Source organism: Streptomyces sp. H51 (assembly GCF_035656535.1).
Lineage (GTDB): Bacteria > Actinomycetota > Actinomycetes > Streptomycetales > Streptomycetaceae > Streptomyces.
In genome coordinates this window covers 16,908-40,264 of sequence record NZ_JAYMHD010000075.1, presented here as the reverse complement: position 1 = coordinate 40,264, position 23,357 = coordinate 16,908, and the positions used below count along the sequence as shown (strand labels likewise).

17 protein-coding genes are annotated in these 23,357 nt (G+C 74.0%); 10 read left to right on the top strand and 7 right to left on the bottom strand.

The genetic code is table 11. The features are described from left to right. Position 1 precedes the first annotated feature (1 nt). On the top strand, positions 2–850 hold the full coding sequence (locus tag VKA29_RS26780) for an SGNH/GDSL hydrolase family protein (RefSeq protein WP_324788558.1): 849 nt from the start codon (positions 2–4) through the stop codon (positions 848–850). Positions 851–914: 64 nt separating this feature from the next. On the opposite strand, the gene VKA29_RS26775 is transcribed toward VKA29_RS26780, so the two are convergent. The 5 genes from VKA29_RS26775 to VKA29_RS26755 form a co-directional block, all read right to left on the bottom strand. After that, positions 915–1,802: a biotin-dependent carboxyltransferase family protein gene (locus tag VKA29_RS26775; RefSeq protein WP_324788557.1), complete on the bottom strand. Its 888-nt coding sequence runs from the start codon at positions 1,800–1,802 to the stop codon at positions 915–917. Next, complete coding sequence (pxpB, locus tag VKA29_RS26770; protein WP_324788556.1) at positions 1,799–2,416, bottom strand: 5-oxoprolinase subunit PxpB; 618 nt, start codon at positions 2,414–2,416, stop codon at positions 1,799–1,801. Before pxpB ends, VKA29_RS26775 begins: the two co-directional genes overlap by 4 nt. Then, entirely contained in the window at positions 2,413–3,171 is a 759-nt protein-coding gene (locus VKA29_RS26765) for a 5-oxoprolinase subunit PxpA (RefSeq protein WP_324788555.1), read from the bottom strand. Before VKA29_RS26765 ends, pxpB begins: the two co-directional genes overlap by 4 nt. Before the next feature lie 85 nt (positions 3,172–3,256). Then, positions 3,257–4,078 (bottom strand): putative hydro-lyase, encoded by an 822-nt coding sequence (locus tag VKA29_RS26760; RefSeq protein ID WP_324788554.1) that lies wholly within the window; start codon positions 4,076–4,078, stop codon positions 3,257–3,259. Continuing rightward, positions 4,075–5,370, bottom strand: a complete 1,296-nt coding sequence (locus tag VKA29_RS26755) for an MFS transporter (RefSeq protein ID WP_324788553.1) — start codon at positions 5,368–5,370, stop codon at positions 4,075–4,077. Before VKA29_RS26755 ends, VKA29_RS26760 begins: the two co-directional genes overlap by 4 nt. 176 nt (positions 5,371–5,546) lie before the next feature. On the opposite strand from VKA29_RS26755, the gene VKA29_RS26750 reads away from it, so the two are divergent. The 4 genes from VKA29_RS26750 to VKA29_RS26735 all read left to right on the top strand — a co-directional run bounded on the left by VKA29_RS26750 (position 5,547) and on the right by VKA29_RS26735 (position 13,607). Continuing rightward, positions 5,547–6,251: a GntR family transcriptional regulator gene (locus VKA29_RS26750; protein WP_324788552.1), complete on the top strand. Its 705-nt coding sequence runs from the start codon at positions 5,547–5,549 to the stop codon at positions 6,249–6,251. A 166-nt stretch (positions 6,252–6,417) separates the two neighbouring features. Further along, the gene (locus VKA29_RS26745) at positions 6,418–7,944 is read left to right on the top strand and encodes a hypothetical protein (RefSeq protein ID WP_324788551.1); all 1,527 of its coding nucleotides are present in this window, start codon (positions 6,418–6,420) and stop codon (positions 7,942–7,944) included. Positions 7,945–7,975: 31 nt separating this feature from the next. After that, the gene (locus VKA29_RS26740) at positions 7,976–8,860 is read left to right on the top strand and encodes a hypothetical protein (RefSeq protein WP_324788550.1); all 885 of its coding nucleotides are present in this window, start codon (positions 7,976–7,978) and stop codon (positions 8,858–8,860) included. A 55-nt stretch (positions 8,861–8,915) separates the two neighbouring features. Beyond that, positions 8,916–13,607 (top strand): hypothetical protein, encoded by a 4,692-nt coding sequence (locus tag VKA29_RS26735; protein WP_324788549.1) that lies wholly within the window; start codon positions 8,916–8,918, stop codon positions 13,605–13,607. A gap of 142 nt (positions 13,608–13,749) precedes the next feature. Here the strand turns inward: VKA29_RS26735 and VKA29_RS26730 are convergent, their stop codons facing one another. After that, positions 13,750–14,253, bottom strand: a complete 504-nt coding sequence (locus tag VKA29_RS26730; protein WP_420718578.1) for a hypothetical protein — start codon at positions 14,251–14,253, stop codon at positions 13,750–13,752. 418 nt (positions 14,254–14,671) lie between these two features. On the opposite strand from VKA29_RS26730, the gene VKA29_RS26725 reads away from it, so the two are divergent. Genes VKA29_RS26725 through VKA29_RS26705 form a run of 5 tightly spaced genes read left to right on the top strand, consistent with a single transcriptional unit; the run spans position 14,672 to position 22,648 of the window. Then, positions 14,672–17,578, top strand: a complete 2,907-nt coding sequence (locus VKA29_RS26725; RefSeq protein WP_324788547.1) for a nitrate- and nitrite sensing domain-containing protein — start codon at positions 14,672–14,674, stop codon at positions 17,576–17,578. Then, positions 17,575–18,012, top strand: coding sequence for a roadblock/LC7 domain-containing protein (locus VKA29_RS26720; RefSeq protein ID WP_324788546.1), 438 nt, complete (start codon positions 17,575–17,577; stop codon positions 18,010–18,012). The genes VKA29_RS26725 and VKA29_RS26720 overlap by 4 nt, the downstream gene beginning before the upstream one ends. 9 nt (positions 18,013–18,021) lie before the next feature. Next, on the top strand, positions 18,022–18,417 hold the full coding sequence (locus VKA29_RS26715) for a DUF742 domain-containing protein (RefSeq protein WP_324788545.1): 396 nt from the start codon (positions 18,022–18,024) through the stop codon (positions 18,415–18,417). Between the two features lie 24 nt (positions 18,418–18,441). Beyond that, the gene (locus VKA29_RS26710) at positions 18,442–22,059 is read left to right on the top strand and encodes a hydantoinase B/oxoprolinase family protein (RefSeq protein ID WP_324788544.1); all 3,618 of its coding nucleotides are present in this window, start codon (positions 18,442–18,444) and stop codon (positions 22,057–22,059) included. After that, a complete protein-coding gene (locus VKA29_RS26705) occupies positions 22,040–22,648 on the top strand; it encodes a GTP-binding protein (protein ID WP_324788543.1) in 609 nt (202 codons plus the stop codon). The genes VKA29_RS26710 and VKA29_RS26705 overlap by 20 nt, the downstream gene beginning before the upstream one ends. A gap of 53 nt (positions 22,649–22,701) precedes the next feature. On the opposite strand, the gene VKA29_RS26700 is transcribed toward VKA29_RS26705, so the two are convergent. After that, positions 22,702–23,304: a TetR family transcriptional regulator gene (locus VKA29_RS26700; protein WP_324788542.1), complete on the bottom strand. Its 603-nt coding sequence runs from the start codon at positions 23,302–23,304 to the stop codon at positions 22,702–22,704. Positions 23,305–23,357 lie beyond the last annotated feature (53 nt).

The following is a 23,357-nucleotide window of genomic DNA, read 5'->3' as shown; positions in this document are numbered from 1 at the left end:
CATGGCACCCCTGCGTTTCGTCGCCCTCGGCGACTCGCTGACCGAGGGCGTGGGCGATCCCGTCGGCGGCGGGTGGCGCGGCTGGGCCGCGCTGCTGGCCGACGGGCTCGCCGAGGACGGCGTGGCGTTCACCAACCTCGCGGTCAGCGGCGCCCTGACCCGGGAGGTGCTCCAGCGGCAGACGCCGGCGGGCCTGGCCCTGCGGCCGGACGTCGTGTCGGTGGTCGTCGGCGTCAACGACACCCTGCGCCACACCTTCGACATCCGCGCCGTGGCCGGCCGGCTCGACGAGGTGTACGCCGCGTTCACCGGCCGGGGCGCGGTGCTGCTCACCGCCTGCCTGCCCGACCCCGGCGCGATGCTCGGGCTGCCGGGAGCGCTGGCCCGTCCGCTGGCCCGGCGGCAGCGCGCGGTCAACCGGGTCGTCCACGCCCTGTCCGACCGGTACGGCGCCGTGCACCTGCACGCGTGCGAGGGCGCCTGGCTCACCGACCGCGCGATGTGGAGCGTGGACCGGCTCCATCCCGGCGAGCGGGGCCACCGGGCGCTGGCCGTGCGCTTTCACGCACTGCTCGCCGAGGCCGGCCTGGCGACGGGGGCCGCGCCCTCGGCCGAGCCGGAATCCCCGGCGCCCAGCCGGGCGGCGAACCTGCGGTGGCTGGCCACCTCGGGCACCGGCTGGGTGGCCCGGCGGTGCACCGACCTGCTGCCGCAGCTGCTGCGGCTGGCCGCCGACGAGACGCGCCACCGCGCGCGGGGCACCGGCGCCCGCCTCGACGCGCGGGCGTCGGCGGCGGTGTCGGCGGCCCTCTCCGCGCTGTCGGCGGCGGAGCGGGCGGACGCCGTGTGACCGGGGACGCCGTGTGACCGGGAACGCGTCGCGGTACGACGGAGGCGCGGCGGTACGGGGAGCCTCAGCGCCGTCGTTCCGCCACGAGCCGCCGTACCGCCACGAAGCGCACCGGTGTGCCCGGCGCCGCCTGGGCCGCCCGCGGGAGATCGCCGGCGCGGACCACCCCGATCACCGGGTAGCCCCCGGTGGTCGGGTGGTCGGCCAGGAAGACCACGGGCCTGCCGTCCGGCGGCACCTGGACCGCCCCCAGCACCATGCCCTCGCTGGGCAGCTCGCCGGGCACGGCACGTTCCAGGGCAGGCCCCTCCGTGCGCAGTCCGATGCGGTTGCTGGCGGGAGACACCCGGAAGGTGCGGGAGGTGAAGGCGCGGACCGCCTCCGGCGTGAACCAGTCGTCGCGGGGTCCCGGCGTCACGCGCAGGACGACCTCGGCGGGCGGCGCCGGACACGGGGCGACGTCCACACGCGCGTGCGGGCTCCCCGGCGTCCCCAGGGGCAGCACGGCGCCGTCCGTGAGCGGCGCCGGACCCAGCCCGGACAGCAGGTCCGTGGAGCGGCTGCCGAGCACCGGCTCGACGGCGACGCCCCCGGAGACGGCCACGTAGCCGCGTACGCCCGACGTGACGGTTCCGACGTCCAGGACCGCGCCGGCGGGCACCCGCACGGGCGCGCCCCAGGACACCGGCCGGCCGTCCACCGTGACCGGGCAGGGGGCGCCCGCGACGGCCACCGTGACCGCCGAACGCGGCCGCAGCGCGCAGCCGGTGACGGTGGTCTCCAGGACGGCCGCCTCGGGCCGGTTGCCGACCAGCCGGTTGACGAGCGCCGCCGCGGGCCCGTCCAGCGCACCGGAGCGGGGCACCCCGAGGTGGGCGTGTCCGGGGCGCCCCCGGTCCTGCACGGTGGTCAGCGCGCCGGCCCGGACGACGACGAGTGCGCGGTCCGTCATGGGCACCCCACCGGGACGAAGCGCACCCGGGTGCCCGGCGACAGCAGCGCGGCCGGCACGCGCGAGTGGTCCCACAGCACGGTGTCCGTCCGCCCGATCAGCTGCCAGCCGCCCGGCGACGAGCGCGGGTACACGCCCGTGTACGGGCCCGCCAGCGCCACCGAACCGGCCGGGACGGCGGTGCGCGGGGTGGCCCGGCGCGGGACGTCGTAGCGCCGCGGCAGACCGGTGAGGTAGCCGAAGCCGGGCGCGAACCCGCAGAAGGCGACGCTGAACTCGGTCTCCGCGTGGATCCGGGCCGCCTCCCGCGCCGAGACGCCCCAGTGCTCGGCGACGTCCGCGAGGTCGGGGCCGTCGTAGCGCACCGGGATCTCGACCGCGGCACGCGCGTGCGGGGGAGCGGGAGGGACGTCGGACGTGGCGAGTTCCCGGGCCAGCCGCTCCGGATCGTCGAGTCCGTCGAGGAGCACGGTGCGGGCCGCGGGGACGATCTCGCGCGCGCACAGCGCGCCGTCGGCGCGGCGGCGCGACAGCTCCGCGTGCAGCGCCCGGGCCTCCTCGTCGGAGGGCACCTCGACGAGCAGGGCGCTGTCGCCGACGGGCAGCACCCTCATGCGAACGCCTCCACCCGGACGCCCGACTCCTGCAGACGCTGCCGCACCCGCCGGGCCAGCTCCACGGCGCCGGGGGTGTCCCCGTGCAGGCACAGGGAACGCGCGCGTACGTCGACGCGGGCGCCCGAGTGGGAGGTGACCGTCCCGAAGCGGGCCAGCGCCACCGAGCGTTCCACGACGGCCTCCGGGTCGGTGACGACGGCGCCGTCCCGGCCGCGCGGCACGAGCGTGCCCTCCTCGGTGTACGCGCGGTCGGCGAACGCCTCCGGGACGGTTCCCAGCCCGGCCTTCCCGGCCAGCTCCAGCAGACGCGAGCCGGGCAGGCCGAGCACCGGCAGCGTGGCGTCGGCCAGCAGCACGCCGTCCACGACGGCCTCCGCCTGCTCCCGGTCGTGCACGACGCGGTTGTAGAGCGCGCCGTGCGGCTTGACGTAGGACACGCGCGTGCCCGCCGCACGCGCGAAGACCTCCAGGGCGCCGATCTGGTACGCCACCTCCGCCGCGAGTTCCCCGGGCGGCACGTCCATGGCGCGCCGCCCGAACCCGGCGAGGTCGCGGTAGGAGACCTGGGCGCCGATCCGGACGCCGCGCTCGGCCGCCAGTTCGCACACCCGCCGCATGGTGGCCGCGTCCCCGGCGTGGAAGCCGCAGGCCACGTTGGCGCTGGTGACGACCGACAGCAGCTGTTCGTCGTCGGTGAGCTGCCAGCGGCCGAAGCCCTCGCCGAGGTCGGCGTTCAGATCGATGGGTGTCATGGATCCTTCGTGTCTCCTTCTCGGGCCGCGCGGTTCTCGGGCCGCGCAGTCTCTCAGCCACGCGGTTCTCGGGCCGCGCGGACTCTCAGGCCACGCGGTAATGCTCGTCGCGGGCGTCGGTGAGGAACATCTGTCCCGGCGCGTGGGTGATGGCGAACGGCGGACGCGAGGCCATCACCGCCGCCTGCGGGGTCACGCCGCAGGCCCAGAACACCGGTATGTCGTCCGGCTCGGCGTCCACCGGGTCGCCGAAGTCGGGCCGGCCGAGGTCCTCGATGCCGAGCCCGGCGGGATCGCCGCAGTGTACGGGGCTGCCGTGCACCGCCGGCAGCAGGCTGCTCTCCCGGATCGCCGCCGCCAGGTGCTCCGGCGGCACCGGGCGCATGGAGACCACCATCGGACCGTGCAGCCGCCCCGCCGGACGGCACGGACGGCCGGTCACGTACATCGGCACGTTGCGGCCCTGCTCGACGTGGCGGATCGGGACGCCCGCCCCGGTCAGCGCCCACTCGAAGGTGAAGCTGCAGCCGATCAGGAACGACACCAGGTCCTCGCGCCAGTGCGCGCGCACGTCGGTGGGCTCCGCCACCAGCTTCCCGTCCTGCCACACCCGGTAGCGCGGCAGGTCGGTGCGCAGGTCCGCGCCGTCCGCCAGGACGGTCGTGTACGAGCCGGCGTCCGTCACGTCGAGCACCGGGCAGGGCTTGGGGTTGCGCTGGCAGAACAGCAGCATGTCGTACGCCCATTCGGCGGGCACCGAGATCAGGTTCGCCTGGGTGTGGCCGGCGGCGACCCCGGCGGTGGGGCCCGTGAGTCCCTGGCGGAAGCGGGCCCGGGCGGTTTCCGGGCTCCACGCGTGTGCTTGCTCGTCGACCAGGGTCAGCGGGCGGTCCTCGGTCCGGTTCACGAGAGCTCCTTCCCGCGCGTCTCCGGCAGCCCCAGCAGCGCCAGCGCGGCGATGCCGTAGCCGATCGCGCCGAACACCAGGGCGCCGCCCACGCCCCAGCCGTCGGCCAGGAAGCCGACCGTGGTGGGGAAGACCGCGCCCACCGCGCGTCCGGTGTTGTACGTGAAGCCCTGCCCCGTGCCGCGCACCGCCGTCGGGTACAGCTCGCTCAGGTAGGAGCCGAAGCCGCTGAAGATCGCCGACATGCAGAACCCGAGCGGGAAGCCGAGCACCAGCAGCAGGGTGTTCGCGCCGCTCGGGATGTTCGCGTACGCCAGGATGCAGACGGCCGACAGCAGCGCGAAGAGCCAGATGTTGCGCCGCCGGCCCAGCCGGTCGGTGAGGTGGCCGCCGGTCAGGTAGCCGAGGAAGGCGCCGGAGATCAGGAACGTCAGATACCCGCCGGTGCCGACGACCGACAGGTCGCGCTCGGTCTTCAGGTACGTCGGCACCCAGGTGGCGAGCGTGTAGTAGCCGCCCTGGACGCCGGTGGACAGCAGGCCCGCGAAGACGGTGGTGCGCAGCAGACCGGGTTTGAAGATCGCCGCGAACGAGCCCGTGCGCGGGCCGTGTTCGCGTACGGCGACCGCCTGCGGGGCGTCGTGCACCCGGCGCCGCATCCAGATCACCAGCAGCGCGGGCAGCGCGCCCGTCCAGAACATGACGCGCCAGGCCAGGTCGTCGCCGGCGAACGAGAAGACCAGCGTGTACACGATCACGGCCAGCGCCCAGCCGACCGCCCACGAACTCTGGATCGCGCCGAGCGTACGGCCGCGGTGCCTGGCGCTCGCGTACTCGGCGACGAGGATCGCGCCGACCGCCCACTCGCCGCCGAAGCCGAGGCCCTGCAGGGCCCGGAAGACCAGCAGTGTCTCGTAGTTCGGCGCGAAACCGCAGGCGACGGTGAAGACGGCGTACGTGATCACCGTGATCATCAGCGCCCTGACCCGGCCGACCCGGTCCGCCACCACGCCCGCGAGGGCGCCGCCGACCGCGGAGACCACGAGCGTGACGGTGGTGAACAGGCCGGTCTGACCGCTGTCCAGGCCGAAGTACGCGGCCAGCGCGACCATGCTCAGCGGCAGCGTGAAGTAGTCGTACGAGTCCAGGGCGTAGCCGCCGAAAGCGCCGGCGAAGGCGCGGCGGCCGCGCGGGCCGAGCGCGCGCAGCCAGCCCAGCGCGCCGTCGTCGGGGGTGGGTTCGGCGGTTCGTGGCCCGGTGGCCAGGGCCTGCGGTGGAGGGGTCGTGCTCATGGGCACCTCGCAGAGGGAGGACGAAGGGTGCGGAACTGAGCCGTGCCGTGCGTTGCGGGAAGCGGTGGCGCCGTACTGAGGGAACGGCGCCACGCAGAGAGCACCGTAGAGGATTGTTCAACGATCCCTCAATACTCATGTTGTTTCGTTCTTGTTCTCTGCGATTGAATTCCGGCATGGCAGAGCAGCTGACCTCCCTGGCCGAGGACCGGGCGCTCCTGGGGCGCACCAGCACCGCGGAGCGGGTCTCGGACATCCTCAGAAGCCGCATCGCCGAGGGGTTCTTCCCGCCCGGGACCCGGCTGTCGGAAGACAGCATCGGCGGCGCGCTCGGGGTCTCCCGCAACACGCTGCGGGAGGCGTTCCGGCTGCTCACGCACGAACGCCTGCTCGTGCACGAGCTCAACCGGGGCGTCTTCGTGCGGGTGCTGACCGTCGAGGACGTGGAGGACATCTACCGCACCCGCGGCCTCGTCGAGTGCGCCGTCGTCCGCGGCCTGGGCGAGCCCCCCTACGCCCTGGACGGGCTCACCGAGGCCGTCCAGGAGGGCGAGCGGGCGGCGCGCGAAGGTGACTGGAAAGGTCTGGGTACCGCCAACATCCACTTCCACCGGGAACTCGTCGCCCTCGCCGGCAGCGCCCGCACCGACGAGTTGATGCGCAGCGTCTTCGCCGAACTGCGCCTCGCCTTCCACCTCGTGGACGAGCCGAGGCGGCTGCACGAGCCCTACCTCGCCCGCAACCGGAAGATCCTCCAGGCGTTGCGGGAGGGCGACCGGCACGAGGCCGAGGAACTGCTCGCGGTGTACCTCACCGACTCGCTGGAGCGGGTGGTCGACGTGTACCGGCGGCGGTTCGGGGAGGGCGAAGCCCTCCCGTAGGGGCGGGGCGAAGCCCTCCCGCGGAAGCGCGGGTGACTCGCGGGAACGGCGCGATCGACCTCCACCGGTTCGCACCCGGCGCACGACCGGTGGTCGCCCGGCCCGCCGCCGGCGGCGATCCGCGCCGTTTGGGTCGTTGTCAGACCGAGGACCTAGTCTGTGCACCGTGACTTCGCCAGCATCGACGGACAGCGTTCCGCCCCAGCTCAGCGCGGGGCCGCGCCCCGCGCCGGGCCCGGCCGCCGACGAGGGACTGGCGCGGCGGCTGCGCGCGCTCGCCTGCACCGCGCCGCTGCACGACCTCGACGCCCGCAAGGGCAGCCTCGCGGGCGAGTACTCGGTCTACGGCATGGCGGAGGTGGCCCTCGCCGCCATCGACCTGGTCACACTGAACATGGACTTCGACACCGGCGCCGACCACGAGCAGATCGTCGCCCGCCTCGTCCCCCGCATCGCCGCGCAGGCCCCGCGGCGCCCGGTCGCCGAGCACGAGCGGGTGGCCCGCTGGGTGCTGGAGAACCTGATCAACGTCGGCAGCGTCGACCGCGGCTTCCGGGCCGTGTACGGCACCTTCGCGCCGGACGGCAGCTACGTCCGCCGCGACTACGACTTCAAGCTGGTCGAGGAGGTTCCCGGGCCCGGCGGCACCGTCTACCTGCGCACCACGGACGAGGCGGTCAACGTCCTGGTCGGCGCCCTGGACACCGACGTCACCAGCGCCCAGATCGCCGCCGAGGTCAAGCTCGAGATCCTGATCAGCCGCGGACGCCTCGCCGACGCCCAGCTCGCCGCCGAACAGGCCCGCTACCGCACGGTGCAGTACTCGGAGACCCTGCGCAGAGCCCTGGAGGCCACCCGGCGCAACGTCCGCGCGGTGGACTGGCTCAACTCCGTCCCGGACATGATCGCCGAGGCCCTGGACCACGTGGCCGACCGCTACCGCCACGAGAACGCCATCCTCACCAACATCCGCAAGGCCAGGGACGAGACCGAGGACCCCGAGCACAAGCGGCGCGCCGCCGAACTCGTCGACATCGTCAAGGACTGCATCCGGCGCCACACCCAGCTGCAGTCGCGCCTGCTGGAGGCCGGCCCGCTGTTCCGCGCCGAGCAGGACCGGCAGGCCTTCGCCACACCCACGACGACGTCCGGGATCGACCTGTACGGCCAACTGGTCGCCCCGGTGCTGCCGTTGCCGCTGGAGCAGGCCGTCCGCGTCACGGACGCGTTCTTCGCGCGCGGGACCGGACTGCGCACGCCGGTGTCGGTGCGGGTGGGCGACCTCGTCGACCTGCTGCTGACGCCCCCGGTGGAGCGCGAGCACCTCGGCGCCGAGATGCCGGAGCCCGACCTCGTCGCCACCCCGGACGACAGCCGCTTCAGCGAGGAACAGCTCGCCGCCGCCATGGAACTGCTGGACCTGCCGGCCGACGCGCCGCGCCGGCTGTCGGGGCTGCTGGCGCAGGCCCGGCGTCAGGACCCCGACCTGCCCTACCTGGTGGCGCTGCTGGCCGTGCACGCCGCCAGCCCGCCGGTGGGGACGGCCTACCGGCAGGGCGAGGAGAAGCTGCTGTTCGCCGTCGACGACGGGACCGAACTGGACGACCCGGAGTTCGGCGGAGCCGACCTCATAGTCGGCACGGCCCTGCTGGACGCGGCGGGGATGGCGGCCGACCGGACGGAAGCAGCATGACCGAGCACCAGCGCGACAAGGAGCCCCAGCCGTGACCGAGCACGCCGAGTGGAGCGATGCGGACGCCCCCGCCCCGGCCCCGTCGGCGAACGGCGCCGTCACGCCCGCCGACGCCGCCGACGCGGCGCGGCTCGTCGCCTTCGGACTGCAGCCCAGACTGCAGCCCGCGCGCGACCAGGAGTACACGGAACTGCTGCGCCGCTACCGCGAGGACCCGCCGTTCGCCCGGCTCGCGGACGCCGTGGCCGCCGGACTCGGGCTGGTCGTCCTCGAGGTGTCCCCGCGCGCGGGGATGGCCGTGACGGCCGCCGAGGACTCGGTGTTCGCCGTCCGCATGAGCGACTACGCCCGCCGGACCTCCGCCGACGGCGGGGACCGCTTCCTGCACGGGCTGGCCCATCTCGCCGTCGCCGCCCTGGCCTTCCCGCGCCCCGAGGACCTCGCCGACGACGGGTACATCGGCCGCGTCACGGTCAACGGCGTCGACGCCTTCGTACGGCAGGCCTGCCGCCGGCTGGAGGAACGGGCCGAGGAACAGGGCGAGAACACCGACCCGGCCACCGACACGCCCGGCCTGGAGGCCGCCTGGCGGGTCTGGGCCAGACGCAGCGCCACCGGCGCCACCAAGGACGCGCGCAGACTCGCCGGTTCCACCACCGGCATCGTGGGCAAGGCGGTCGCCTTCCTCACCGACTCCGGCTTCCTGCAGCGCACCGGCGACGACAACGGCGGCACCTACCGGACCACGGCCCGCTATCAGCTCCAGGTGCGGGACATGGCGAGCAACGCCGCCATGGCCGAGCTGCTGGAGCTGGGCGTGGTCCCGGTGACCGACGGCACGCCGACCCTGCTGCCCGCCGAACAGACCGACGACCTGGAGCTGGTGGCCGACGCCGGGCTGCCGTTCCACTCCTGAAGCACCTGAAGCACCTGAAGCACCGCACTTCCCCCCATAGTCACGAGAGTCCGCCATGTACGAGCTGTCCCGGGTCCGCCTCTACTCCATCGGGCCCGCCGGTGCGCGCTACGCCGACACCGTGCTTGACCTGCGGGGCGTGGGCGCCGTCGTGCCCGACCCCGCGCCCACCCAGGCGGAGTTCTTCGAGGACGAGCCCGTCGGCCCGCCGCGCCGGCCCGCACCCGCCGGCGTGCTCTTCCTGGAGAACGGCGGCGGCAAGTCGGTCCTGCTGAAGCTGATCTTCTCGGTGATGCTGCCGGGCCACCGCAACACCCTCGGCGGCGCCAGCTCCGGCGTGCTGCGCAAGTTCCTGCTCGCCGACGACTGCGGGCACGTGGCCCTGGAGTGGCAGCACGTGCAGACCGGCGAGTGCGTGGTCGTCGGCAAGGTCAGCGAGTGGCGCGGACGCCAGGTCTCCAGCGACCCGCGGAAGTTCGCCGAGGCCTGGTACTCCTTCCGGCCCGGCCCCGGGCTGAGCCTCGACAACCTGCCCGTCGCCGAGTCCACCGCGGTACGGCCGCCCGTCGAGGGCAGCTCGGGCGCACAGGGGCGGCGGCGCACCATGAAGGGTTTCCGGGACGCGCTCACCGAGGCGGGCAAGGCCTATCCGCACCTGGAGGTGCACTGGGAGGAGATCCACGACCGCTGGATCGAGCACCTCGGCGACCTCGGCCTGGACCCCGAACTCTTCCGCTACCAGCGGGAGATGAACGCCGACGAGGGCGAGGCGGCCGGCCTGTTCGCGGTGAAGAAGGACTCGGACTTCACCGACCTGCTGCTGCGCGCCGTGACCGACACCCGGGACACCGACGGGCTCGCCGACCTGGTCAGCGGTTTCGGCAACAAGCTGGGGCGCCGGGCCGAGCTGATCGCCGAACGCGACTTCACCGCCGGGTCGGTCGACCTGCTCGGGCGGATCGTGGAGGCCGCCGACGCCCGCGCCCGCGCGCGTGACGTGCACGCCGCCGCCGAGCGCCGCACGCGTACCCTGGCCCGCCGGCTGTCGGCGCGGGGCGTGCGGGAGCGCGTACGGGCCGCCGACCTCGCCCAGCGCGTCACCGCCGCCGCGTACGCGGTCACGCACTCCGACGCCGCCCGCGGGCGCAGCGCCCTGATCGCCGCCGAACTGGCCTACCGCAACGCCTCCCTGGCGCTCGCCGCGGCCGAGAAGTCGGCCGCCGCGCAGAAACGCGAACTCGCCGACGCGCGCACCCTGCACGCCGCCTGGCAGGCCGCCGAGGCCGTGCTGCGGCACCGCGCGGCCGCCGACCGCGTCGCACGCGTGGCCGCCGCCATCCAGGAGGCCGAGCGGGACGCCGCCCCCGCCCTCGCCGCCCGGGCCAAGGCCGCCGTGGACCTCGTACGGGCCCTGCACGCTGCCGCGGAGCGGGCCGAGAACCTCGCCAACGAGGAGGAGGAGCGGTCCGCCGCCCTCCAGGAGGTCGGCGAGTCGGCGTACCGCGACTCGACCGCCGCCGCCACGGACGCGCAACGGGCCCGCAGCGAGGCCGGACACCTGCGGCAGCGCCTGTCCGAGGTCGAGCAGGAGACCGCCGAGGCGGTCCGCGCGGGCTGGCTCGACGACAGCGCGCCCGACGCCGATCCGGCCCGCGCCGCCCTCGCGGCCAGCGACGCGGAGAAGACGGCCGTCACTGCCTGGGACGCCGCCCGCGAAGCCGCTCGCAGGGCCACGGACCACGCGCGCGAGGCAGCCGCCGCGGAGTCCCGCGCGGAGCTGACGGCCGCCCGCGCGGCCGACGCCGCCACTGCCACCCAGCGCTCCTACGAGGCCGAGCGTCGCATCGCCGAGGCCCTGGCCGCCGAGCAGCGGCTCGCGGAGCTGCTGAGCCTGTCCGGCAGCGGCAGCGGCAGCGGCAGTGGCAGTGGCAGTGGCAGCGGCAGCGGCAGTGGCAGTGGCAGTGGCGGCGGCGCCGCACGGCCCGCGGTCCCGCACCCGCGCGCCGCGGCCGAGGACGACGAGGCGGCCCTCACCCCCGAGGAACTGGACCGCTTCGCCGACGAACTGCGCGAACTCCTCGACGACGCCGTCGCCTCCGCCGAACGGCAGCTGTTCGACCTGCGCACCGCGGCCGCCGACGACGCCCGCATCCTCGGGGCGCTCGGCGACGGCGGGCTGCTGCCGCCCGGCCCGGACGTGCTGGCCACCGTGGAATTCCTCGGCGAGCACGGCATCCCGGCCCTGCCCGGCTGGCGCTATCTCGCCCAGGCCGTCGACCCCGCCGACCACGCGCGCGTCCTCGCGGCCCGGCCGGAGCTGGTCGACGGCGTGATCATCACCGACCCCGGCACGCACGCGCGTGCCCGCGAGGCGCTCTCCGACGCCGCCCTGCTCCCGCGCTCCGCCGTGGCCGTCGGCACGGCCGCCGCCCTGCTCGCCCCGACGCCGGCGCCCGGCGCCGGTGAAGGGGACGTGTTCCTCGTACCGCCGAACCCGGCCATGCACGACGAGCACGCCGCCGACGAGGAGCGGCAGGCACTGCGCGCCCGGGCCACCGAGCGGGACGGGGAGATTCGCACTCTCGCCGCCCGCCTCGGCAAGGACCGGGAGCTGGCGGCGCGGCTCGCCTCCTGGCGGACTGGCTGCCCGGCCGGACGGCTCGCCGAGTTCGCGCGGGCCGCGCACGACGCGCGCGGGTTCGCCGAGGAGGCCGAGGCCGAGCTGGCGGAGGCGCGTACCGTCCGGGCCGAGGCCGACGAAGCCGCCGCCGAGGCCGCACAGGTGCGCGACGAGCGGCAGGAGGCCGCACAGAAGGCCCGGCGTGCCGCCGACGCCCTGGCTGGACTCGCCTTCCGGCTGCGCGAGCGCGCCGGCTGGCAGGCAGGACTCCGCGAACTCGCCGACGAGGCCGCCGAGTCGGAGGCCCGCGCCCAGGCATGCCTGGAGCGCGCCCGGGCCGCCGACGAGGACCGGCGCGCCGCCCAGCGGGCCGCCGACGACGCCCGCCGCACCGCCCGCGCGCTGCGCGCCGAGCGCGCCGAGATCGCCGGCGCCCCCGACGACGTACCGGACACGGACGCCGATGCCCCCGAGACGTCCCTGCCCGCACTGCGCGAGGCCTACCGGGCCGCGTCGCAGGTGTACGAGAAGGTCGGTGTCGGCGCCGACCTGCGGGCCGAGCAGGCCCGCGCGGAGAGCGACGAGAGCGCGGCCCGGGCCGAACTGGACCGGCTGAGCAACAAGGTCCGCACGCGCGCGGAGCAGTTGCTGCAGTCGCCCGACGGGTCCGACGGGCCGTCCCGGCAGGCCGCCGCTGCCCGGGCCGAGGAACTCGTGCAGTTGCTGGAGACCCGCATGTCCACCGCCAGCGAGCAACTCGGCCGACTGCGCGGCGAGGCGGAGCGGCACGCGCCCGAGGACGGCGAGGCGCACACCGAACTGCCCGAGGAACTCGTCCCGCGCGACGCCGAGCACGCCCAGGCGCTGCTGCGCACGGCGACCGCCGAACTCGCCTCACGCACCGAGGCGTTGACGCAGGCACGGGAGGCGCACGCCGAACTGCTGGAGGCCCACCGCGCCGCCGAGGACGCGGCGAGCGGGTTCGACGAGACGGCGGCGATGCTCCGTGACCTGATGCGCGAGCACGCGAGCGAGGAGGAACAGGAGCAGCCCGAGCCGTATCCGGGCAGCCTGGAGGAGGCCCGGCAGTCCGCCGCCGAGGTGCGCCGTTCGCTGCGCGGCTGCGCCGCCGACCTGTCGGCCGCCGAGGCCGCGGTGCGCGAGGCGAGCGACGTCCTCGTCCGGCACGCCAACTCCACGCGCTACGAGCAGGTCCGCACCCCCGCCCGGCAGCAGATCCGTGAACTGCCCGCCTCCGCGCTGCCCGAGCACGCGCAGCGCTGGGCGGACGCCTTCGCGCCCCGGCTGCGCGTACTCACCGACGAGTTGGCGCAGCTGGAGCGCAACCGGGACTCGATCGTGGACCGGCTGAGGGGCCTGGTCGAGTCGGCGCTCGCGACGCTGCGCTCCGCCCAGCGGCTGTCCCGGCTGCCCGAGGGGCTCGGCGAGTGGTCCGGACAGGAGTTCCTGCGCATCCGCTTCGAGGAGCCCGACCAGGCCACGCTCACCGAACGGCTCGGCGAGGTCGTCGACGAGGCCACCCGGGCGGCCGTGAAGAAGAACTCCGATCTGCGGCGTGACGGCATGTCCCTGCTGCTGCGCGGGGTCGCGGCCGCGCTCCAGCCCAAGGGCGTCGCGGTGGAGATCCTCAAACCGGACGCCGTACTGCGCGCCGAACGCGTCCCCGTCGGGCAGATGGGCGACGTGTTCTCCGGCGGCCAGTTGCTCACCGCTGCCATCGCCCTGTACTGCACGATGGCGGCGCTCAGGAGCAACGACCGGGGCCGCGACAGGCACCGGCACGCCGGCACGCTGTTCCTGGACAACCCCATCGGCCGCGCCAACGCCACCTACCTGCTGGAGCTCCAGCGGGCGGTGTCCGACGCGCTGGGCGTCCAGCTCCTGTACACCACCGGCCTGTTCGACACGACCGCGCTCGCCGAGTTCCCGCTGGTCATCCGGCTGCGCAACGACGCCGACCTCAGGGCGGGCCTGAAGTACATCAGGGTGGAGGAACATCTGCGCCCCGGCCTCCCGCAACCGGCCCCGGCCGGAGAGGGCGAAGGGGTGCACAGCGAGATCACGGCGACCCGGATGTTCAAACGGCCGACGCCCAGCGCCCCGTAGCCGCCGGGCGGCGCGGTGGGGTGGGCCGGAACCGGCGCGGCTGCCCGCCCCTTTCCTGTCCTGATCGGACGCCTTTCAGGCAATCAGCTGCCACTCAGGGCTTCACGGCTTCAGGGCTTCACGGCTTCACGGCTTCACGGCTTCAGGGATGGGACAGCTGTCCGGCACCGCCCCGCCTGCGTATCCGCGCCTGGGCGCGCTCCGCGGCCCTGGCCTGGCGCCGGGCGCGGCGCCGCTCACGCCGCAGGGCGCGAGCCGTGCTGCTCGGCGTCGACACCACGCCGTTGCGCTGGTTCCACACCTGACGCGTCACCCAGACGTCGAGCGCGCCCCACGTGGCCGCGACGGTGCTGACCACGCTGCTGATGACCATCGGGAAGGCCAGCCACGAGCCCGCCATGGTGCACAGGAAGGCCACCATCGCCTGTATCAGCGTCACGGCGATGAACAGCACCGCCCGCACCGCCGCGGTCCGCACCGGATCGGGCAGCCTGCGCCGCCGGGCCGGCTCCTCGACCCACAACGGCCGGGCCCGCGGCGGCACGGCCGCCGCCATGTCGTAGTCCGGCGCCTCGGGGCTCCGCGGCTTCGCCCCCTGTGCCCTCACACCGCCCCGGTGCGCCTGATGCCGCTCCGCCGTGCCCATCAACGTGTCACTCCCCATCCCCAGCAGACCACCTGCCCCGTGCCCGGATCACACGGCTCCCCTGTGATTGCCCGGCTTGCGCTGTTTCACGCAGCCCGGGTGCGGGATGCGGCTCCTGTGGCCGATTCCGCCCCGTCTCCCATGGATAAGGACGAACGGCAGGTCCCGAAGATTCCCAGGACCGCCAAATTCCGGCCAACTGGCCGGTCATCCGCTCGGAGTGGTTTCGTCGCCCGGCGCGGGAATCGCGGGAGGCAATCTCCCGCAATGGCCGGACAACTCCGCATCTCCCTTCCCACGAGCGGAAGTTAAGCCTCCGGATGGCTCTTCGAGTTCGCTCTGCGTCGGTAGTAGGCTCGCGCCGTTTATTGACGCACGTCCGTGCCCCCGGCCGAGGGGGGTCGAGCTGGGGGAGGCCATGCGCTTTCGCGGGAAGTCGATCCGCCGGAAGATCGTGGCGCTGCTCCTCGTGCCGCTGGTGTCCCTGACCGCCATCTGGGGTTTCGCCACGGTCCTGACGGGACGCGAGGCCCAGCGGCTGTTCAACTTGTCCGACGTGGTGGAGAAGATCGGCTACCCCATCGAGGACACCGTCCGCGTCCTGCAGCAGGAGCGCCGGCAGACCCTCGTCTACCTCGCCGACCCCCGAGCCTCCGACGGGCTCGCCGACCTCCGGCGCAGCCGCGGCGTCACCGACGACGCCGTCTCCGAGATCCGTAGGAACGCCCGCGACGCCGACGTCCGCGACGCCCTGGGGGACGGCATCGGCGAGCGGCTGACGGCGGTACTGGACGCCTTCGACGGCATCGATTCCCTGCGCCGCAGCGTCGAGGACGGCACCGTCGACCGGGCCCAGGCCCTCGATCTGTACAACCGCCTCGTCGACCCCTGCTACGTCCTGCTCGCCAATCTCCACGTCGTCGACAGCGTCGAGATGGACAAGCAGTACCGCGCGCTCGTCAACCTCGCCCGCGCCCGTGAACTGCTCGCCCGCGAGGACGCCCTGCTCGGCTCGGCCCTGATCGTCGGCAAGCTCTCCCGCGGCGAGATCCGCGCCGTGTCCGCCCTCGTGGCGCAACGCACCCTGCTCTACGACGTCAGCCTGCCGCTGCTGCCCTCCACGGAACGCGAGCGGTACGAGGGGTTCTGGAAGAACGCCGCCACCGCCCCGCTGCGCGTCGCCGAGGAGGCGGCCGTCTCCTCCGGGCCCGGCGTCCCGCACGACGTGAGCGCCAAGAGCTGGGACACCACCGCCGGTGACGTCCTCGACGAACTCGGCACCCTCAACGACCAGGCCGGCGACCGCTACCAGGACCGCGTCCGTCCGGTCGCCATGGGCGTCATCGCCAAGGCAGCCGTCGCCGGCGTCCTGGGACTGGCGGCCCTGCTCCTGTCGCTCTTCCTGTCCGTGCGCGTCGGCCGGGGCCTCATCCGCGACCTGCGGCAACTGCGTCTGGACGCGCACGACGCGGCAGGCGTGCGGCTGCCCAGCGTCATGCGCCGGCTGTCCGCGGGCGAACAGGTCGACGTGGAGACCGAGGTACCGCGCCTCGAGTACGACAAGAACGAGATCGGCGAGGTCGGCCAGGCCCTCAACACCCTTCAGCGTGCGGCGGTCGAGGCCGCGGTCAAGCAGGCCGAGCTGCGCGCCGGAGTCTCCGAGGTGTTCGTCAACCTCGCGCGCCGCAGCCAGGTCCTGCTGCACAAGCAGCTCACCCTGCTCGACACCATGGAGCGCCGCACCGAGGACACCGAGGAACTCGCCGACCTGTTCCGCCTCGACCACCTGACCACCCGCATGCGCCGGCACGCCGAGGGCCTGGTGATCCTCTCCGGCGCCGCCCCCTCCCGGCAGTGGCGCAAGCCCGTCCAGCTCATGGACGTCGTACGGGCCGCCGTCGCCGAGGTCGAGGACTACGAACGCATCGAGGTCCGGCGCCTGCCACGGGTCGCCGTCACCGGACCGGCCGTCGCCGACCTCACCCATCTCGTCGCCGAACTCCTCGAGAACGCCACGGTGTTCTCCCCGCCGCACACCGCCGTCCAGGTCGTGGGCGAGCGGGTCGCCAACGGATTCACCCTGGAGATCCACGACCGCGGTCTCGGCATGGCGGCCGACGCGCTGCTGGACGCCAACCTCCGGCTCGCCGAGACACCGGAGTTCGAGCTGTCCGACACCGACCGGCTCGGCCTGTTCGTGGTCAGCCGACTCGCCCAGCGGCAGAACGTCCGGGTCTCTCTGCAGCCGTCGCCGTACGGCGGCACCACCGCCGTCATCTTCATCCCCGACGCCCTGCTGACCGACGACGTCCCGGACACCAACGGCATCGGTTTTCGGCTGGACCGCCCGCGCCGCGCCAAGGAGGCCGAACCGGCGGAGGGCCGCCGAGGCGCGCTCTCCCCGGCCCCCGTCCAACTGCCCGGTCTGACCGCCTCGCTGCTGGACGGCCCCGTCGAGCTGGAGGCCCCCGTCGACCTGGACGCCATCGGGGACTTCCCCGGGGCCCTCGACGACGAGGACGGCGAACGCGGCGGGCTGTTCCGCCCCCGCCGCTCCCTCACCCTCGCGGACCAGCAGCCCGCCGGCCCGCACGGCGACCCGCTGCGCGAGGCGGCCGACGCCCGCGGCCCGGGCCAGGGCGCCTCCGCCGGCGACGCGGCCGCCGGCGCCCCGGTCCCGCTGCCCCGCCGCCGCGCTCCCAAGCTGGTCAGCTCGCACGGACGCCCGGTCGTCGAGCAGTGGTCGCGCCGCGAGGACGCCGACGACCGGCGCACCACCGGCCCGGCCAGGTCCCAGGCGCAGGCCGCCGGACCGACCCGCCGACCGGTCGAGGAGTTGCCGGCCGGCGGTGGACCGGTCCGGCCGGAGCAGGACCCCACGCCACCACTGCCGACCCGCCGGCGCGGCGCCTCGCCGCTGCGCCCCGGCGTGGGCGGAGCCGACCGGCCCGGTGAGCAGACCGCACCCGCGGCGCCGTCGGGCCGCGGCCCCCGTGAGGCGGGGGACACCACCGCACTTCCCGGCCGTGGCCGCCGTGCCGAGGCCGCCCCCGGCGACGCCTCCGCGGACGCGCGGGAACCCGGCCCCGGCGCGGCGGCGCTGCCCCGGCGCGTCCGGCAGGCCAGCCTGGCCCCGCAGCTGAAGCAGGGCCCCGCCCCGCGCACGGCGGACACCACCGACCTCGCGGACCGGGACGCCGACGAGGTACGCAGCCGTATGGCCGCACTCCAGCGCGGCTGGCAGCGCGGCCGCGAGGAGAACGCCGCGGGCGACGACGCCCACGGCGGCACAGCACGAGGAACGAACAAGGGGGACGGTCGATGACCGCACCGAAGGCGACCGGCCACACCGCGACCGACAGGAACGGGGAGCTCAACTGGCTCCTCGACGAACTCGTGGACCGCGTCGCGAGCATCCGCAAAGCCGTCGTCCTGTCCAGCGACGGCCTGGCGACCGGCGTGTCCAAGGACCTGACCCGGGAGGACAGCGAGCACCTCGCCGCCGTGGCCTCCGGTTTCCACAGCCTCGCCAAGGGCGTGGGCCGCCACTTCGAGGCGGGCAGCGTCCGCCAGACGGTCGTCGAACTCGACGACGCCTTCCTGTTCGTCACGGCCGCCGGCGACGGCAGCTGCCTCGCCGTGCTCTCCGACGCCGATTCGGACGTCGGCCAGGTCGCCTACGAGATGACGCTGCTGGTCAAGCGGGTCGGAGTGCATCTGGGCGCGGCTCCGCGCACCGATCTGCCCGCGGGCGGGTAGTGGAATGTCATGAGTGCTGACGATCAGGGAAGAAGCCACTGGTTCGACGACGAGGCCGGACCGGTCGTGCGTCCGTACGCGATGACGCGCGGCCGCACCTCCGCTCCCGGCCAGCACCGCCTCGACCTGATCGCGGTCGTCGTCACCGAACCGCGCGCCGCCGACCCGGAAGCGGACCCGACGCTGTCCCCGGAACACGTGGACATCGTCGGGCTGTGCCGCGACGCCCCGCAGTCCGTCGCCGAGCTCGCGGCGGAGCTCGCCCTGCCCATCGGCGTGGTGCGGGTCCTCGTCGGGGACCTCGTGGACGCGGAACTCGTCCACGTGAACCGGCCCGTGCCCCCGGCAGAGCTGGTGGACGAGAGTATCCTGCGCGACGTGATCAACGGCCTGCGGGCGCTGTGAGCGGCGCGGAAGCGGGGTACTGACGTGACCGGCTGGCAGTTCTGGGTCGACCGAGGCGGCACCTTCACCGACATCGTCGCGCGCCGCCCGGACGGCCGCCTGCTGATGCACAAGCTGCTGTCGGAGAACCCCGCCCGGTACTCCGACGCGGCCGTCGCGGGTGTCCGCGAACTCCTCGACGGCTCCGGGGACCCGGTCGAGGCCGTCCGCATGGGGACCACGGTCGCCACCAACGCCCTCCTGGAACGCAAGGGCGAGCGCACCCTCCTGGTCGTCACCCGGGGCTTCCGCGACGCCCTGCGCATCGGCTACCAGAACCGGCCGCACATCTTCGCGCGCCGCATCGAACTGCCCGAGCTGCTGCACGAGCGGGTCGTCGAGGCCGACGAGCGCATCGCCGCGGACGGGACCGTCCTGCGCCCCCTCGACCCGGACTCCCTCGTGGGCCCGCTCCGGCAGGCATACGACGAAGGGATCCGTGCCGTCGCCGTCGTCTGCATGCACAGCCACCTCCACCCCGCCCACGAACAGGCCGTCGGACGGCTCGCCGCCCGCATCGGCTTCCCGCAGATCTCGCTGTCCAGCGAGGTCAGCCCGCTGATGAAACTGGTCCCGCGCGGGGACACCGCCGTCGTCGACGCCTACCTGTCGCCCGTGCTGCGCCGCTACGTCCAGCACGTCGCCGACCAGCTCGCGAGCGTCCGCCTGCTGTTCATGCAGTCCAACGGCGGCCTCGCCGAGGCCGGCCAGTTCCGCGGCAAGGACGCCATCCTCTCCGGCCCGGCGGGCGGCATCGTCGGCATGGCCCGCATGTCGCAGCTCGCCGGCTTCGACCGGGTCATCGGCTTCGACATGGGCGGCACCTCCACCGACGTCTCCCACTTCGCCGGCGAGTACGAGCGCGTCTTCACCGCGCGGATCGCCGGGGTCCGGCTGCGCGCTCCCATGCTGGACATCCACACCGTCGCGGCCGGCGGCGGCTCCGTCCTCCACTTCGACGGCTCCCGCTACCGCGTCGGACCGGACTCGGCGGGCGCGGACCCGGGACCCGCCTGCTACCGCGGTGGCGGCCCGCTCGCCGTCACCGACGCGAACGTCATGCTCGGCCGCATCCAGCCCGCCCACTTCCCGAGGGTCTTCGGGCCCGGCGGCGACCAGCCCCTCGACGACGCGCTCGTCCGCGAACGCTTCACCGCCCTGGCGCACGAGATCCGCGGGAAGACCGGCGACGACCGCACCCCCGAGCAGGTCGCCGAGGGCTTCCTGCAGATCGCCGTCGCCAACATCGCCAACGCCGTCAAGCGGATCTCCGTCCAGAAGGGCCACGACGTCACCCGCTACGCGCTCACCACCTTCGGCGGCGCGGGCGGCCAGCACGCCTGCATGGTCGCCGACTCGCTCGGCATCCGCACCGTCCTGGTTCCGCCCATGGCGGGCGTCCTGTCCGCGCTCGGCATCGGTCTCGCCGACACCACCGCCATGCGCGAGCAGTCCGTCGAGGCGCCGCTGCGGCCCGCCTCGATGCCCGCCGTCCGGAGAACGGCCGACGACCTCGAAGCGGCGGCCCGCGCCGAACTCCTCGCCGAGGACGTGCCCCACGACCGTGTCCGGGTCACCCGTCGCGCCCAACTGCGCTACGACGGCACCGACACCACCCTCACCGTCGAGCTGACCGAGCCCGACGCGATGAAGCGCGCCTTCGAAGAACGTCATCGCGCCACGTACTCCTTCACCCTCGACCGGCCGATCGTCGTCGAAGCCCTCTCCGTGGAAGCCACCGGCATCACCGAACCCCCCGATCTGTCCGCCCTCGCCCCGTACGAGGGCCGCCCCGCCGCCCCGGACACCGTGCGCCTGCACACCCACGGCGCCTGGCACGACGTACCGCTGCACCGCCGCGAGGACCTGCCCCCCGGCCACACCGTCACCGGACCCGCGATCATCACCGAGGCCAGTGCGACGACCGTCGTCGACGACGGCTGGCGGGCCGTGGCGCGGGACGACGGGCATCTGGTCGTGGAACGCCTGGCGGTCACGCAGAGTTCCGACCTGGACACGAAAGCGGACCCGGTCCTGCTCGAGGTCTTCAACAACCTCTTCATGTCCATCGCCGAGCAGATGGGCGCCCGCCTGGAGTCCACAGCCCAGTCCGTCAACATCAAGGAGCGCCTGGACTTCTCCTGCGCCCTCTTCGACCCCGACGGGAACCTGGTGGCCAACGCCCCGCACATCCCCGTGCATCTGGGGTCGATGGGCACCAGCGTCAAGGAGGTCGTGCGGCGCCGGGGCGCCTCGATGCGGCCCGGCGACACCTACGCCGTCAACGATCCGTACCACGGCGGCACGCACCTGCCGGACGTCACCGTCATCACCCCGGTCTTCGACACGCAGGGTGACCGGATCCTGTTCCACGTGGCCTCCCGCGGCCACCACGCGGAGATCGGCGGCATCGCCCCGGGCTCCATGCCCGCCGACAGCCGCGCCATCGAGGAGGAGGGCGTCCTCTTCGACAACTGGCTGCTCGCCGAGAACGGCCGCTTCCGCGAGGAGGAGACGCTGCGGCTGCTCACCGAGGCGCCCTACCCCTCCCGCAACCCCAGGACCAACCTCGCCGACCTGCGCGCCCAGATCGCCGCCAACCGGAAGGGCGTCGACGAGGTCGCCCGCATGATCGACGATTTCGGCCCGGACGTCGTGCAGGCCTACATGAAGCACGTCCAGGACAACGCCGAGGAAGCGGTCCGCCGGGTCGTCGACGCCCTCGACGACGGCGAGTACGCCTACGAGACCGACGCGGGCGCCGTCATCCGGGTACGCGTGCGCGTGGACCGTGGCGACCGGTCCGCCACCATCGACTTCAGCGGCACCTCGGCGCAGCTGGCCGGCAACTTCAACGCCCCCTTCGCGGTCGTCAACGCGGCCGTCCTGTACGTCTTCCGTACCCTGGTCGCCGACGACATCCCGCTCAACGACGGCTGCCTGCGCCCCCTTCGCATCGTCGTGCCGCCCGGCTCCATGCTCGCGCCCGACCCCCCGGCCGCCGTCGTAGCGGGCAACGTCGAGACGTCCCAGGCCATCACCGGCGCCCTGTACGCGGCGCTCGGCGTACAGGCGGAGGGCTCCGGCACCATGAACAACGTCACCTTCGGCAACGAACGCCACCAGTACTACGAGACCGTGGCCTCCGGATCCGGCGCGGGCGACGGCTTCCCCGGCGCGCCGGTCGTCCAGACGCACATGACCAACTCGCGGCTCACCGACCCCGAGGTGCTGGAGTGGCGGCTGCCGGTGCTGCTCGAGGAGTTCGCCGTCCGGCACGGCAGCGGCGGAGCCGGACGGTGGCGGGGCGGTGACGGCGCCGTACGCCGCATTCGCTTCCTGGAGCCCATGACCGTCTCCACGCTGTCCCAGCACCGCAGGGTGCCGCCGTACGGCATGGCGGGCGGCGAGCCGGGCGCGCTGGGCGCCAACCGCGTGGAGCGCGCGGACGGCACCGTCACGGTTCTGGCCGGAAGCGACTCGGCGGACGTCGGCCCCGGCGACGTACTCGTCATCGAGACACCCGGCGGCGGAGGCTACGGGCCGCCGTCGTCCCACCCCCATCGAGCAGGAGAAGAAATCGATGATCTTCGGGCGTTCTGAGCGCGGCAAGCCGCCGGTCGAGCCCGTCACGCTCAAGATCCTGGTGGCGGGCGGCTTCGGCGTGGGCAAGACCACTCTCGTCGGGGCGGTCAGTGAGATCAGGCCGCTGCGCACCGAGGAACTGCTCACCGAGGCCGGACGGCCCTTCGACGACACGAACGGCGTGGAAGGCAAGCACACCACCACCGTGGCCATGGACTTCGGCCGCATCACGCTGCGCGAGGACCTCGTCCTGTACCTCTTCGGCACCCCCGGCCAGCAGCGCTTCTGGTTCATGTGGGACGAGCTGTCCGAGGGCGCGCTGGGCGCCGTCGTGCTCGCCGACACCCGCCGCCTGGAGGACTGCTTCGCCGCCGTCGACTACTTCGAGCGGCGCTCCATCCCGTTCGTGGTCGGCGTCAACTGCTTCGAGGACGCCGCCCGTTATCCCGCGGATGAGGTCCGCCAGGCGCTCGACCTGGACGAGGGGGTGCCGCTGCTGCTGTGCGACGCCCGCGACCGCGAGTCGGTCAAGGAGCTCCTCGTCGGGGTCGTCCAGCACGCGATGGCGTACGGCGCCCGAGGCCGGCAGGCCGCCGTCACCACCTGAGGCGCCGCGAGCGGCCCGTGCCTCCGCAGGCCGGGGCACGGGAAGAACCGGAATCAGCCCGGGAGACTCCCGTCGTCGGTCGCGACGGCGGGTCCGGCCGGTGCGGTGAGGTGCCCGGTGGCGTCCAGGGTCTCCCGGATCAGCGGGGCCAGGGGCTGCCGGTCGGGGCCGTCGATCCAGCGTTCGAAGGCGACCTTGAAAGCGGCGATCCCGATTTCGGCGGCGAGTGCCGCGGTGGTGGGCTCCAGCCCGCGTTCGCGAAGCGCGTGGGCGAGGGTGGCGACGAGTGAGGCCAGTTTGGCCAGTTCGCGTTCCTGCAGTTCGGGATTGGCGGCGATGACGGCCTGCCGCTGCCGTATCAGTTCCGCACGGTCCTCGAAGACGGGAGCCGCTTCGGTCAGGGCGTGGGCGATCACCTCCAGCGGCGCCAGCGGGCCGGCGGCGGTGGCCGTGGCCTTCGCGAGGACGTCGGCCAGGGCGTTGGGCTGGAACAGGACTTCCCGCTTGTCGGCGAAGTGCCGGTAGAAGGTGCGCTCGGTGACGCCGGCCCGGGCGGCGATCTCCGCCACGGTGGTGGCGTCGAAGCCCTTGTCGTTGTAGAGCTCCATCGCCGCCTTCTCCAGGCGGCCTCGTGCGTCGGGCTTCCATCGGCTCATGCTCCGATCCTACACATCGATGACAGAAGCTGACATCAAAGTGATGGCAGAGT